The following is a 13,589-nucleotide window of genomic DNA, read 5'->3' as shown; positions in this document are numbered from 1 at the left end:
GAGCGGCTCTGTCCCGTAGTCGGTGGTGACGTCGAGTAGCCGTCCATGATCATGATCTTGTGATGGATGTCAACTCCCTTGTCGGGACGGTGTTTTCCGGGCTTTCGGCGCTGGTCGTCGAGGATGTGGCGGATGGCGGTGACGCGATAGTGGTCACGGCCCGCACTCGGGATGTGGCGGTGCCGTGTCCGGTGTGCGGATCGCCGACGGCGAAGGCCCATGGATATCACCGCCGGACGGTGGCGGACGTACCGGTCGACGGCCGCCAGGTCGTCGTTCACCTGCGCGTACGGCGGCTGGCCTGCCCGATCCTGGGCTGCCGGCGACAGACCTTCCGCGAGCAGATTCCCGGACTGCTGGAGCGCCATCAGCGCCGCACGGTTCGGCTGGCGGGCCAGATATCGCAGGTGGCACGGGAGTTATGCGGTCGGGCGGCGACCCGCCTGGCCGGCCTGCTGGCCGTGCCCGTTTCCCGCAGTACCGCGCTGCGCAATCTGCGTCGCCTGCCGCTGCCCCGGCGGGAGGTCCCGCGGGTGATCGGAGTGGATGACTTCGCGCTCAAGCGACGTCACCGCTATGCCACCATCGTGACCAACGCCGAGACTGGCGAGCGGATCGACGTGCTGTCCGACCGCACCGCGGACACCCTGGAGACGTGGCTGCGCGAACATCCTGGTGCCGAGGTCGTATGCCGGGACGGATCGGCCACCTACGCTGAGGCCGTCCGCCGTGCTCTGCCCGACGCGGTACAGGTCAGCGACCGCTGGCACCTCTGGCGAAACTTCTGCGACAAAGTCCAGCTCGAAATCCGCGCACATGCCGGCTGCTGGGCCACCATCAATCCGTCCCGCCCCGGCGGCATACGCGAGCAGACCACCCGCGAGCGCTGGACCAAGATCCACGATCTCCTCGGCCAGGGCGTTGGCCTGCTCGAATGCGCCCGCCGCCTCAGCCTGGCCCTGAACACCGTCAAACGCTACGCCCGCATGCCCGAACCCCAGGCCCTGCGCCTCACCCCCGCCTACCGGCCGACCCTCGTCGACCCCTACCGCGACCACCTTCGCGAACGACGCCGGGCCGACCCTGCCGTCCCCGTCACCCACCTGCTGCGCGAGATCCGAGACCTGGGCTACACCGGCAGCGCCAATCTGTTGGTCCGCTACCTCAGCCAAGGCCGCGCCGAAGGCGACCGACCCGTCACCACGCCGCGTCACGCCGGCCGCCTCCTCCTTACCGACCCCGAAAACCTGCGCCCGAAGGAAACGGCCCTGCTGGAGAAGATCACCGCGGCCTGCCCGGAGATGACCCAACTCGCCGATCTCATAAACGTCTTCGCCACCCTGCTGAAGCCGGCCGAGGGAAACGACCTGAAGCTCACCGAGTGGATCACGACTGCCCGCGCACGGACGCGCCGGATTCGACCTCCTCCGCCACCGCATCCTGACAGGCACCCACCATCACCACCGACTACGGAACAGACCCGCTCGTTTGACAGACCCTGCTTCGGCAGGTGCGGAAGCGGCCATGGGAGCCGCCCGGCCTGGTGCCGACGGTGACCACCAGTTCGCCCGACCGGCCAGTTGCATGAACGCAGGGACCAGGACGCCTCGTACGACGGTGGCGTCGATGAGGACGATGGCCGCCATCGTCGCGCCCAGCACCACCAGGAGGCTGATCTGGGAGAGCATCAGCGCGCCCATGCTTACGGCGACCACCAGTGCCGCGGCGGTGAACAGGCGGCCCGTGTGCTCGATACCGAAGACGATGGCGGCCGTGTTCTGCCGGGTACGCCGCCACTCCTCCGCCATGCGGGAGACGAGGAAGACCTCATAGTCCACGCACAAGCCGAAGGCCAGCGCGGCGGCGAGCAGCGGCATGGTGATCTCCAGCGTGCTCGCCCCTCCAGTGTCGGGCGGTCCCAGGACCTGGAGGCGCTGGAAGAGCAGGACCATCAGGCCGAGGGCGGCGCCGATGCTGAGCGCGCCTAGGACGGCGGCCTTGAACGCCACCAGCACGCTCCTGGTGAACAGCAGCAGCATGATGAACACGCCGCACGAGGTGAGCCCCGTCCACCAGGGGAGCGCGTCCGTGACGGCTTGTCGGGTGTCGTCGAGGTGGGCGGCCGTACCGGTCACGAGGGCCGGGCCCGGGGCCGGGGTGGCGCGTACGGCGTCGACCAGGGCGCTGGTCTCGGAGGACTGGACCGGGTCCGCGCCGAAGACCGTGACCAGAGTGCCGAGGCGAGGGGCCGCTTCCGTGTGTCGTTCCGCGACGCGCCGCCCCCCGGCGTACTCGCCTGCCGCCGTGCTCACGCGTGCCGCGCCGGGCAGTGCGGCCAGCGTGCGGGCGTACGCGTCAAGTTCGGCGGCCCGGGACGCCGCGTCCGTCCGGGGCAGCACCACGGTCAGCTGCCGTTCCGGTGCGAAGGGGAAGTCCGCGCGGACGGCCACGGCCGCCGTTCGCGCCTCAGCGGTGGGCGGGAGGATGGACTCGTCGGTCAGCGCGGGCCGCAGCCCCACGACGGGCAGGGCCAGGCCGAGCAGGAGGACGGCCCCGGCCGTTCCCCACAGCCAGGGCCGTGCGGTGACCGCGACGGCGGCCCGTCGCCAGGCCGGGCTGACCGAGAGGTCGCCGGAGCCTCGGCGCCAGGGTCCGCGACGCGGCGGGCGCGTGCCGTCGAGCCGGCCGCCCAGAGCGGCGACCAGGGCGGGAAGGAGGAACAGGGTGCCGGCGGCGCAGAACGCGACGACGATCAGCGAGGCAATCGCGAGGGAACGGATCAGCCCCAGCGGGAAAACGAGCAGGCCCGCCATGCACCAGGCCATGGTCAGGGCACAGAAGACGACGGCCCGGCCTGTGGTGGACATCGCCCGCCCCACAGCCTGTTCGGCGTCCAGGCCGCGGGCGCGCTCCTCCCGGTAGCGGGCGAGGGTGAACAGGGCGTAGTCGACAGCAAGGCCGAAGCCGAGGGCGCAGCTCAGGTTCACGGCGAAGACCGAGATCGGCAGCAGCTGGGTCACGACCGCGAGCAGGGCCAAGGCTCCCGAGGCCGCGGTCGCGCCGATCGCGGCGGGGACGAGGGTGGCGCTGAACGAGCGGAAGGACAGTGCCAGGACCAGGAACGTCACCGGCAGGACGAACAACTCCGAGCGGAGCAGGTCGCGCTCTGCCTGCTCGGTCGCGGTCACGTTGACCCAGGCGGGCCCGCTCACCGCCAGGTCGAGCCCGGGGGCGGCGGCCCGCAGGGAGGGCACCAGGGCCCGCGCGGTGCGGGCGGCCCGCGACTCGTCGCCCTCCAGATCGATGAGCAGCAGGGCGCCCCGGCCGTCGTCGGACCGGAGCGGTTCCCTCCCGGTGTTCCAGTAGGACAGTGCGGCGCTGACCCCTGGCGTGGCGGCGGCCTGTTCGGTCAGCTGTCGTCCCTGTGCGGCAGCCTCGGGCGAGTCGACCGGCCGGCCGAAGCGGAGGTGCAGGACGAGGTCGGGTGTCCCGGCACCGAACTGGCGCGCCGCGCTCTCGGCCCGTTGTGCGGCTGTGCCGTCCGCGGTGTAGCCGCCGTTGGACCATTCGCCCCCGACGCCCAGCCCCAGACCCGCCAGCAGCACGATCAGACCGGCAACAGCACCGAGCACCGACCGGCAGTGCCGGAAAGACCAGCGCGCCACATGACCGAGCAGAGGCATCCCGCTGCCCTTGTCGCTCTCCGCGGGCCCTTGCGGACAAGGGCGTACCAGGGAGTCGGTGGGATCGCACTTCCCCGGATCGTGGCCCTTCGCGAGGGGGGTGGCTGCGGCAGCACCCGCGGCGGACGCGACGAAGGGCGCTGGCGTCTCGGACGGGGTGGGCGGGTCGGGCATGGGTCGGGACGTCCCTTCGAACGGCAGCAATCGCCGCCGCACTCTCGGTCGGCGGGCGGCTACGTGTACAGAGTTGTGGCCGATCTCGGAGCCGGTACGAGATCGGGTCCGGGGCCGGCCCCATCTGCCCGCCTCGGGGCGTACGTGTGCTGTCGACAGAACCTGGCCTGAACGTGGACAGGGAAGTCTCTAAGTGGAGGAGCTAGGCGTGCCGTCCTGACCTCGGCGGGCTGGGACTGTGGATACGCTTCCCCATGGGCGCACCCCAACTGGGCAGGACACGCCGTGAGGCGTCGGAGAGCTCCGCGCCGGATGGGGGGCACCGTCCGCCCGACGCCCGTCCACTGGACGGGGACGGACGCGGCGCGGCGCACGGCGAGGGAGCGTGCGGGTGAGTGTGGACAGTCCGACGATGCGCCGGGGCGCCGCCCCGCGTCCTGCGCCGGTCCGTGGACGGAATAGCTCGTACTCGCAGCAAGTGAGCGGAAGACACCAGTTCGGACGCAGGCGCTGCGGAGTGAGGTGGACGGGCGACGGCCTCCCGGAAAGTGCGCGAGCCCGAGGAAGTGCGCGGCCCGGGAGTTGCGGACGGCGGCCGGGAGGGTGCCCGGGGACCGTCCTGATCCGCGACGGTGCCCGTTCTGGCCGTCCTGGGGCATTTGCTGTCGATGAGTTCCTGCCGGGCTGGCCAGGGCCGGCACCCGGTCGTGCCTACCGGCGTCCCGCGGTCCGGCGCACTTCAGCCGGGTGCCTTGATCTCCGGCTCCGTCGTGGACTTCGGTGCTCAGCGCGGGCGACCCGTCCTGCGTGAAGGCGCCGACCGGACGACCTCCGCCGCCGCTTCGGACGCACGGGGTGCGTCTGCGAGTTCCCGCACAGCTGCCACCCAGTGCTCGCCCAGGCATGGCATCCCCGTGAGGGAGCCGTCGTGCACGACGGTCAGGCGGGCGTGGGAGTCGTAGCCGGTCAGGGCGGTATAGCAGCGGAGTCCGTCCGCCGGAGCGCTGAACAGCTGGGCTTGTGACGCCGGTAGTCCGAAGAGGGTGAGAGTGGGTCCGCAGTCCATGTTGGACGCCAGAAGGCCGACAGGGCCCGCGCCCGCCACCCGCAGGGCGAGCCTTGCGCCTGCCCTGCGGGGAAGGGCGTCCAGGACGAGGCGCGCGGACCCGCGGTAGTCGATCGCGCGCAGTCGGCGGGTCTGGGCGGTCACCGCGTGCAAGGCTCCCTCGACTCCGCCGCTGTCCTTGCAGGGCAGGGTGAGTCGTACGCCCACCAGTGCGTTTCCCACCAGGGTGGCCTGAGCGCGGCCGCGTACGGAGAGGGGCACGGTGACAGGCATCGGCGGATGCCCCTGGTGTGTGCCTTCCTGGTGCCGCCGGTGCACTGCTTCGGACAGGGCGGCCAGGTACACGTCGTTGACAGTGGCACCGTGGGCCCGTGCCGCCCCGCGCAGCAGAGCCATGGGGAGGTCTCGGTGGAACAGCTGTGGAGTGCCGGACTCCGCGCCGGCGAATGCGGGGGCCGGGGTCAGGGGGCGCATGGCCCTGGCGCTCTGGCCGAGAGCTGCGGCGACACCGCGGAGGCTGACGCGCGCCGACTGGGGGGAGCGCGGCGACCAGTGCCCCGGCTCGTCCTCGATGAGCAGACGAAGGATGGACGCCGCGGCGATCCCGTCCCGCAGGGCGTGGTCGGAGCGGAAGCATACGGTGAAAGACTCCTCCGCGCACCGGATCAGCCAGACGTCCCACGACGGCCGGTCTTCCGGCAGCGGGCGGGTGAGTATCTGCCGCCGGGCCGCGTCGAACTGCCCGCGGCGCGACACGAGCACTTGGAGGACGTGCGTCCCCGGTTCGAACCTCCCGGCTGCGTACGCCTTCCTGTCGCTTCGCCGAAGGCGATAGCGCAGCGAGGGGATGTGGTGGGCGCGGGTGGCAATCCGAGCCCGCAGGGAGGCCAGGGGCGGCGCCGCGCCGTCGAAGTCGAACATGACGCCCATGATGAGCGGGCCGCCCGCCGCCCTGCGGAACGAGAGGTCGACAGCACGCAGCGGGAAAGGAGGACAGGGGGCACCGTTCAGACAGGCCGGACGCACAGGAGCGCTTCTCTCTTTGTTTACAGCCGGTGGTGGACGGTCCTCCACATACCCCGGTCCTTCGCCCTGCACTGCCTTCTCTCCGCATGCGACAGCGGATTCATTCCATCGGCGGCGTCGCTCGGCTGCACGGACTTCATGTATCGGACAAGGCTCGCATCGGCGCTCACCCGGATGACTGCCGTGCCTTGCACGCCGGGAGCGGAGACCGCAGGGTCTGAAGGGTCCTCAGGTCTGAGCCGCTCGTATATACCGACCCGTGTCACGCCCGGCCCCGTCCTGGCTGCGCAGCGGTCACACGCCCTACTTTCCCGCAGCGACACCTGAAGAGGCGTTCCCCTGGACGAAAGGCCGATCGCACATGTCCACCACCGTGTACGACATGCTCGTCACGAAGATGACGGAGAACCTCGGTGTGGACGCCTCACGCGTCCGTCCCGACGCCACCTTCCCCGACCTCGAACTGGATTCCCTGGCTGCTCTGGAGCTGGGCGTCATTCTCGAGGAGGACCTCGGTGTGACGTTCGACCTCGATGAGCTGAAGGGCGAGGAGATGACCCTCGGCCAGTTCAGCGAGCACGTCGAGCGTCTCGTGGCGGAGAAGCGGTCCGCGGCGGTGGACGCCGTATGACCGCCTCAGACGTCGCCGTCACCGGTCTCGGGCTGGTGACCCCTGCCGGACTCGGTGTGGCGGCCGCGTGGGAGGGGCTCTGCGCGGGCATGCCGACGGCAGAGAAGGACCCGAAGCTGGCCGGCCTGCCGGTCGACTTCTCCTGCCGGCTGCCTGGTTTCGACCCGGTCACCGAACTCGGCAGACGCCTCACCTGGCGCATCGACCTGTTCACCGAGATGGCGCTGGTCGCCGCCCGTGAGGCCGTGGCCGACGCGGGCCTGGACCCGAAGACCTGGGACGGCGCACGCGTCGGCGTGGTGATCGGCAACGGCAGCGGCGGGAACGTCAGCCTGGAGGCCGAGTACGGCAAGCTCCGCGACAACCGCATCAGCGCGATCTCGCCCCTGACGATCCCACGCTCCGTGCCCAACATGGTCGCCGGTGAGATCGCCATCGACCTGCAGGCGCTCGGGCCGAACCTGGTCACCGCGACCGCGTGCGCGTCCGGGGCCACAGCCCTCGGCACGGCGCGTGACCTCCTGCGGCTCGACGCCTGCGACATCGTCATCACGGGCGGCAGCGAAAGTGTCTGCTCGCGCATCGCCAGCGTCGGATTCAGCCAGGCGGGGGCGCTCTCCTCCCGGACCCACGACCCGGCAGGCTCCTCCCGGCCCTTCGACGCGGACCGCGACGGATTCGTGCTCAGCGAGGGCGCCGGCGTCCTCGTCCTGGAGCGGGCCGAGCACGCACGGGCGCGTGGTGCGCGCGTTCATGCCTACTTCTCCGGTTACGGTGCCACGGCGGACGGCCACCATCCCACCGCGCCCGACCCGGCCGGCGGCGGCGTCCGCCGGGCGATCGCGGCGGCGCTGGCCGACGCCGGACTGAGCGCCGCCGACATCGACCACGTCAACGCCCATGGCACCTCGACCCAGAAGAACGACCTGGCCGAGGGGAGGGTCCTGCGTACGGTGTTCGGCTCGCCGCCTCCCGTGACCGCGAACAAGAGCATCATCGGGCACTGCGTCGGGGCTGCCGGCGCGATCGAGGCGGCGGTGACCGTGCTGACCCTGCGCAACCAGCTGATCCCTCCCACGGCCAACCTGGACCGTCTCGACCCGGAGATCGACCTGGACGTCGTGACCAAGACCGCCCGGCCCCACCGGATGCGGGCTGCCCTGTCCAACTCTTTCGCCTTCGGCGGGCAGAACGCAGTCCTCGTGTTCAAGGCTGCGTGACCCGCGCTCGCCACGGACGGCCCCGCCCTCTCCTCCGCGCCACGGGTGCCCCTCCGCCGCACCGGATGACCGCCCTCGCAGTTCCGCGACCCCTGTGAAGGAACAGAACGTGATCGCCTACGAATCGCTCTCCGACCACGAGGCCGCGGCTGCGGTCCCCCTGGACGTCGAGGACCTCGTCTGTGTCTCAAGGCCCTACTTCGCCCTGGAGGATCTGCGCCGCATCGCGCCGGGGCGGGTCATCGCCACCGTTCCGATCGAGTCCGGCTCCGGGCGACAGGCGGCGGTGATGGGCGTCGGGGAGGTCGGCCGCCACCTCGCCATCCTGGGTCTCTGCGCCGCGTCCACCATCAACCGCCGACCCGGCCGCTTCGCCTACCTCGCCCGCGGCGCGCGCGTCGAGTGGCTCGCCGGCCCGACCCTCGCACCGCAGGAGGGCCCGCTGATCGGCCACGCGAAAGCCGCCTTCACCACCCCACGCAAGGCCACCGCGGACGCACGGCTCACCGACGCCTTCTCCGGCGAGATCGTCGCCCACATGTCCGTCTGCTACGACGTCCTCCCCCACCGGCTCCTCACCCGCCTGCTCGACGCCCCGCCCTCCGAGGACACCTCGACATCCTCCGAGGTCATCTCCTTCCGCGAGACCGCCCCATCCGCCCGCCCCTACAGCGAGCCGATCCCCCTGGAACGGTTCCATCTCGAACCGGCCACCGGTACCGTCTCCGCCGAGCTGCCCGTCACCGCCGCGCTGTGCCCCGGGCACTTCGACGGCCATCCGGTCCTCCCCGTCGCCGTCGCCGCGACCGCGATGACCACCCTGGTCGACCAGGCCGTCGCCGAGCTCTATCCGCACGCCCGCTGGCTGGCCGGACCACTCACCCTCCAAGCAGACGGATTCGCGCGCGCGGGCGAGACCGTGACCTTCACGGCGACGCCCACCCGGGCGATGACATACCGGTGCGTCGCCCGTACGAAGACCCAGACCGTCGCCTCCGTCGACATCCAGCTGATCCTGGTCGATCCCGTCACGCTCGACCAGTCCGCGCCGCCCGTCGTCACCTCGGTCCGGTGACCCGACGACCAAGTCGCGCCCGCCCGGTCCTCAGACACGGAGGCGGCGGTCGTGCGATGTCCCGACGGCACGTCTCATGCTCCCCGACCACGGCCGCGACGGCCCTGGCACACACCGACAGCACCGGACCCACTGGGGCGCTTCTACGGCCTGTTCGGCCAGCGGCGACCGTCCACCCATGTTCCTCTTCCCGCGCACCGAAGTGAGCTGACCCATGTCTCTGGCCTTGGTGACCGGCGCCACCGCCGGAATCGGCCGCGCCTTCGCCGAACGGCTCGCCCGCGACGGCCACGACCTCGTCCTCGTCGCACGTACCGAGGCAACCCTGGACCGTGTCGCCTCCGAGATCCGCGCCACCTTCGGCGTCTGCGTACGTGCGCTGCCCGCGGACCTCGCCACCGTCTCCGGCTGCCGAGCGGTGGAGAACCTGGTCCGGGGCGGGACCACAGTCGACGTCCTCGTGAACAACGCGGGGATCGTGCTGCGCGGGCCCTTCCCAAGCAACGGCCTCGATGAGGAGGAGGCGATGCTGGACCTGAACGTCCGGGCGGTGCTGCGCCTCACGCACGCCGTGCTGCCCGGCATGGTGGCGCGGCGCTCCGGCAGCATCGTCAACGTGTCGTCGTTCACGGCGGCCGGACCTGGCGCACTGTCCACCACGTATCCGGCCGGCAAGGCATGGCTGCTGTCATTCAGCGAAGCACTGGGCCGCTCACGGCAACTGCGGGACGCAGGGGTCCGGATGACGGTGGTGCTCCCCGGCTTCACCCGGACCGAACTGTTCGACCGATCCCGGTTCGACGCCTCCAGGCTTCCCGGCTGGCTGTGGCTGGAGCCCGAAATGGTGGCGTCCGCGGCCCTCCGCGACCTGGCACGTGGCAAGGCCGTCAGCGTGCCGACCCTGCGGTACAAGGCCGCCGTCTGGGGTCTGCGGCATCTACCCCGACTGCTCCTGCAGCCTTTCTCCTGGGACCTCGCGGCACCCGGTAGGCCGGGGGCTGCGCCTGCGCCGCTTCATCCGGCCGCCCCGGCGCGCGGGGCCGCCGCCGCTAGCTCCCATCCAGCGCGGCGGGAGCCGGCCCGAGGGCGCAGTGCCGGTAGCCGTTGAGGAAGACATGGATGCCGGGCGGCGATCCTGTTATCGATGTCCTCCGGTGGGGACACCGGAGCCTGGGCGGGAGGGGACCGCAGCCGGGACCAGCAGCATGAGGTAGACGGCTGCCCGGAGCAGGTCTGTCGGCAGCCGCGCCCGGCCGCAGCGTCGGCAGTTCTCCAGGTGTGCGGCAACCGGCGCACGGTGGTCTCGTCCCTTTCGCTGTCGAGACAGGACTGCAGCACTCGGGCGACTTGCAGGCAGCTCGTCCGGAAGCCGGACAGGTCCTCGATCGTCATCCGGTCGGCCAGCTGGAGGGCCTGCTCGATTTCGTCCTCGCCGACCTCCCTGGGTGCCAGGGACTCGGGGCTGCGGACCTCGTCGGGCCACTTCATCGAGTGCAGCACGATCGCGCCTTCCCGGATCCGGATCGGGCCCAGGCGCTCACGCCCGTGCCACGCGAACTTCGCGACCGCGACCTTCGAGGACCGCTCCAGGGCCTTGCGCAGCAGGGTGTACGGCTTCGCGGCGACCTGCCCGTCGGCGGCGAGGTAGTAGGAGTCGCTGATCCGCACCGGATCGACGGTGCCGGCGTCGACGAACGCTGCGATCTCGATTGCCTTCGCCGTCGGCAACGGCATGGCGTCCAGTTCCTCGTCCGTCACCGGGACCGTCTGGTCCTTCGCGATCTCGTAGCCCTTGCCGATCTCGTCCTGGGAGACGACCTGGTCGTCGAGCTCGCAGACCTTCCGAGTCCGAACCCGGCCCATGTCCGCCAGGTGCACCCGGTGGAAGTGGACGTCGTGGTCCTCGGTCGCGGACACGACCTTCACCGGGATCGTGACCAGTCCAAAGCTGATGGCCCCGGTCCACAGAGGTCGCGGCGTGCGTCGGCGTGGAGATCTTCACCCACACCTTCAGCCGTGAGGCTGTGGTGCTGAACAACTGCTCCAGCTCGCAGCGTGTGAAGGTGCTCTGGGCCTACGCCGCGGACAGCTCCTGCATGGTCATCCCTGCCGGGAGCGCGCGCAGCGACAGCGCCGCGAAGCCGAACCGCTTCGACGGTCTCGTGAGCTGCTGACGAGGTCGGATCTCGGGATGCGACGCGGGTCGCCTGAATCCGCGCCCGCCACAGAGACACCCTGCGCGGCTGTAAGCTCTTTTCGGGATGCCTGTTGAGGGTGCGTTCCCAGCCAACTATGGCGCTATCGCACCCTGGTCGCTCAGAAGTGCCGCATCCGCGCTACAAGCACAACCACTAGAAAAAAATCGGCCGGTTCGCGAAAGCGAATCGGCCGATTTTTTCTTCCTCTATATAGGGGTGACTTTAAGGAGTCTGAGTGGTGGCTGAATAGCGTTGCTGCGGAGGGCTTGATTCCCGGCAGGTTGGCTGCAAGCTACCTCCATAAGGATGCGTACCCCGGGCGCCTCATCCACGCCTGAAGTCCGCAGAGCGCGAGAGCCGCTCCTCCCAGCCACTGCCACCGTTGCCGCGCCGCCGCCCAACCGTCGGACGCCGGGTCGGTATAAAGTGCGGCGCCGTCAGGTAACGCGATGAAAACAAGGACCAGCACGGCCAGGCCAGGGGCGGCAACGGAGCTGCCTGACGTGCCGCCCGATCGATTGAGCCCGAACAGGACAAGGGCACAGCAGATGGCCATAAGGATGCCGGCTTCGACTGCAAGGTCAGTGACGGGCAGGGGCTCTCCGGTGGTGCTGTTGACCGTGGTCTTCACGACGCTCGCGGAGACAACCCAGGACGGCACGAACAGGACCAGTCCCAGCACCGCCCGTAGGGCCTGCCTGATCCATCGGGGGACCGGCTGGACCTCGGTGCCCGCGGCGGCGGGATCGTCCATCAGAAACACCATCCCGCCGATGGCAGCGACTGTCGCAATACGCAGCAGAGTTGCTCCCACAGCTGACTCCAGACTGGCTAAGCCTTGATCCACCGACGTGATGTCTGTGGATGACTCTTCCGGAAACGAGGAAGTGCCTTGTGACCTGTGATGATGGGAGTTCTTCAGGCTTCCAGCACGCACGATCGGCAAGGCACTTCCGAGATGCAAGTTTCCCATACGCCGGCGGCGGTCTCCGCTGCGTTCGATGATCCGAATCTGGTCGCGCTGGCCGGGCTGGTTCCGGTGATGCGGCTGGCCGAGCGGTGTGGTCTTTCGCGTCTGGTGGCCCAGAAGGTGAGGCTGACCGGGACAGCGAACGGCGCGGGGGCCGCGGCGGGTGCCAAGGTCAGCAGCATCGTGGCCGGCATGGCGGCGGGGGCGGACAGTATCGACGACCTCCACGTGCTGCGGCACGGTGCGATGCCGGCCCTGTTCCGGGGGATCCGCGCGCCGTCCACGCTGGGCACGTTCCTCCGCGCGTTCACCCACGGCCACGCACTCCAACTCCACGCCGTCCACCGCAGGTTCCTCGCCGGTCTGGCCGCCCACACCCCCCTGCTGCCCGGCTCCGGCACGACGGCGTTCATCGACGTCGACTCCACCCACAAACGGGTCTACGGCCGGGCCAAGCAGGGCGCCGAGTACGGCCGGTTCAAGGGCATCCGCACCATGCACCCCCTGCTCGCCACGATCTGCACCCCACAGTCGCGCCCGGTGATCGCCGCAGTACGGATGCGCCGCGGCAAGGCAGCCGATTCCCGTGGAGCCCCGAAATTCGTCAGCGAGGCACTCGCCACCGCCGCCGAGGCGGGCTGCACCGGCACCCGGATCCTGCGAGCGGACTCGCAGTTCTACAACGGCGGGGTGATCGCCGCCTGCCGCCGGGCCGGAGCCCGCTTTTCGATCACCTGCGGGATGAACCCCTCCATCAAACGGGCCGTCCTGGGCATTCCCGACGGGGCATGGCAGCAGATCACCTACCCCACCGCGGTGCCCGACCCGGAGACCGGCGAACTCATCTCCAACGCCGAAGTCGCCGAGATACCCGCCTACACCGCGTTCACCGGCCGCAAGAAGAGCGAACGGGTCACCGCCCGGCTGATCGTGCGCCGGGTCCGTGACCTGGCCAAACCCGCCGTTGTGGGCGAACAGGGCGAGTTGTTTCCCGTCTGGCGCTACCACCCGTTCTTCACCGACCAGCCCGCCCCGACGCTCCAGGCCGAGCAGGAACACCGTCACCACGCCGTCATCGAGCAGGTCATCGCCGACAGCAAAGCCGGGGCTCTGGCCCACCTTCCGTCCGGAAACTTCAACGCCAACGCCGCCTGGCTCACGCTGTGGGCGATGACCTACAACCTGCTGCGGGCCGCCGGCGCGCTGGCCTCCACGTTCCACGCCAGGGCCACCACCACCACGATCCGCACCCACCTCGTCCACGTTCCGGCCCGGATCGCCCGCTCAGCACGGCGCATCACCCTGCACCTGCCACGCAACTGGCCCTGGCAGCACGCCTGGACACACCTGCTCGACACCGCCCACGGGCCACCCGGCTGACACGAACAGCCCCCGTCCACCCGCCCGCAAGGGCCCGACCGGAACCACACCGTGGAAAAGCTGGGCAAACCAGCGGATACAACCTGCCCATACCCAGCCACCGACCCGAACCGGCCCAGAAACCGATCAGAAGATCACACTCAAACCACTTCGGTGGATCAAGGCT

General features: G+C 70.3%; 11 protein-coding genes. 7 read left to right on the top strand and 4 right to left on the bottom strand.

Going from position 1 to position 13,589, the window contains the following annotated elements; genetic code table 11:
* The first annotated feature begins 89 nt into the window (after positions 1-89).
* Entirely contained in the window at positions 90-1,556 is a 1,467-nt protein-coding gene (locus tag B9S58_RS31455; protein ID WP_374935725.1) for an ISL3 family transposase, read from the top strand.
* On the opposite strand, the gene B9S58_RS31450 is transcribed toward B9S58_RS31455, so the two are convergent.
* A complete protein-coding gene (locus B9S58_RS31450; RefSeq protein WP_103535326.1) occupies positions 1,458-3,857 on the bottom strand; it encodes an MMPL family transporter in 2,400 nt (799 codons plus the stop codon). The two genes, B9S58_RS31455 and B9S58_RS31450, sit on opposite strands and share 99 nt — an antisense overlap.
* Positions 3,858-4,641: 784 nt before the next feature.
* Positions 4,642-5,844 (bottom strand): wax ester/triacylglycerol synthase domain-containing protein, encoded by a 1,203-nt coding sequence (locus B9S58_RS31445; protein WP_181009524.1) that lies wholly within the window; start codon positions 5,842-5,844, stop codon positions 4,642-4,644.
* A gap of 466 nt (positions 5,845-6,310) precedes the next feature.
* Here B9S58_RS31445 and B9S58_RS31440 point away from each other — a divergent pair, with 466 nt between their 5' ends.
* From B9S58_RS31440 to B9S58_RS31425, 4 genes are all read left to right on the top strand, one after another.
* The gene (locus B9S58_RS31440) at positions 6,311-6,580 is read left to right on the top strand and encodes an acyl carrier protein (RefSeq protein WP_257002048.1); all 270 of its coding nucleotides are present in this window, start codon (positions 6,311-6,313) and stop codon (positions 6,578-6,580) included.
* On the top strand, positions 6,577-7,800 hold the full coding sequence (locus tag B9S58_RS31435; protein WP_103535324.1) for a beta-ketoacyl synthase: 1,224 nt from the start codon (positions 6,577-6,579) through the stop codon (positions 7,798-7,800). The genes B9S58_RS31440 and B9S58_RS31435 overlap by 4 nt, the downstream gene beginning before the upstream one ends.
* Positions 7,801-7,909: 109 nt before the next feature.
* Positions 7,910-8,875, top strand: a complete 966-nt coding sequence (locus B9S58_RS31430) for a hypothetical protein (RefSeq protein ID WP_103535323.1) — start codon at positions 7,910-7,912, stop codon at positions 8,873-8,875.
* A gap of 214 nt (positions 8,876-9,089) precedes the next feature.
* The gene (locus tag B9S58_RS31425; RefSeq protein ID WP_103535322.1) at positions 9,090-9,983 is read left to right on the top strand and encodes an SDR family oxidoreductase; all 894 of its coding nucleotides are present in this window, start codon (positions 9,090-9,092) and stop codon (positions 9,981-9,983) included.
* Here B9S58_RS31425 and B9S58_RS39685 read toward each other — a convergent pair.
* On the bottom strand, positions 9,890-10,843 hold the full coding sequence (locus tag B9S58_RS39685) for a Ku protein (RefSeq protein WP_258045156.1): 954 nt from the start codon (positions 10,841-10,843) through the stop codon (positions 9,890-9,892). The genes B9S58_RS31425 and B9S58_RS39685 overlap by 94 nt on opposite strands.
* 20 nt (positions 10,844-10,863) lie before the next feature.
* Here B9S58_RS39685 and B9S58_RS31415 point away from each other — a divergent pair, with 20 nt between their 5' ends.
* Complete coding sequence (locus tag B9S58_RS31415) at positions 10,864-11,049, top strand: hypothetical protein (protein WP_103535321.1); 186 nt, start codon at positions 10,864-10,866, stop codon at positions 11,047-11,049.
* A 316-nt stretch (positions 11,050-11,365) separates the two neighbouring features.
* Here the strand turns inward: B9S58_RS31415 and B9S58_RS31410 are convergent, their stop codons facing one another.
* The gene (locus B9S58_RS31410; protein ID WP_146063589.1) at positions 11,366-12,019 is read right to left on the bottom strand and encodes a hypothetical protein; all 654 of its coding nucleotides are present in this window, start codon (positions 12,017-12,019) and stop codon (positions 11,366-11,368) included.
* Between the two features lie 12 nt (positions 12,020-12,031).
* Between B9S58_RS31410 and B9S58_RS31405 the strand changes: the two genes are divergently transcribed.
* Entirely contained in the window at positions 12,032-13,423 is a 1,392-nt protein-coding gene (locus B9S58_RS31405; protein WP_103531556.1) for an IS1380 family transposase, read from the top strand.
* The last annotated feature ends 166 nt before the right edge of the window (positions 13,424-13,589 follow it).

This window comes from Streptomyces sp. SM11 (assembly GCF_002910905.1).
GTDB lineage: Bacteria > Actinomycetota > Actinomycetes > Streptomycetales > Streptomycetaceae > Streptomyces.
Note: the sequence above shows the minus strand (reverse complement) of the source record. Positions and strands in the feature narration are given on the sequence as shown.

Coding starts and splice junctions, on each gene's coding strand:
- B9S58_RS31445 (WP_181009524.1), bottom strand. CDS start 5,844: ATGTTCGACTTCGACGGCGCGGCGCCGCCCCTGGCCTCCCTGCGGGCT.
- B9S58_RS31425 (WP_103535322.1), top strand. CDS start 9,090: ATGTCTCTGGCCTTGGTGACCGGCGCCACCGCCGGAATCGGCCGCGCC.
- B9S58_RS31435 (WP_103535324.1), top strand. CDS start 6,577: ATGACCGCCTCAGACGTCGCCGTCACCGGTCTCGGGCTGGTGACCCCT.
- B9S58_RS31440 (WP_257002048.1), top strand. CDS start 6,311: ATGTCCACCACCGTGTACGACATGCTCGTCACGAAGATGACGGAGAAC.
- B9S58_RS31450 (WP_103535326.1), bottom strand. CDS start 3,857: ATGCCCGACCCGCCCACCCCGTCCGAGACGCCAGCGCCCTTCGTCGCG.
- B9S58_RS31405 (WP_103531556.1), top strand. CDS start 12,032: ATGCAAGTTTCCCATACGCCGGCGGCGGTCTCCGCTGCGTTCGATGAT.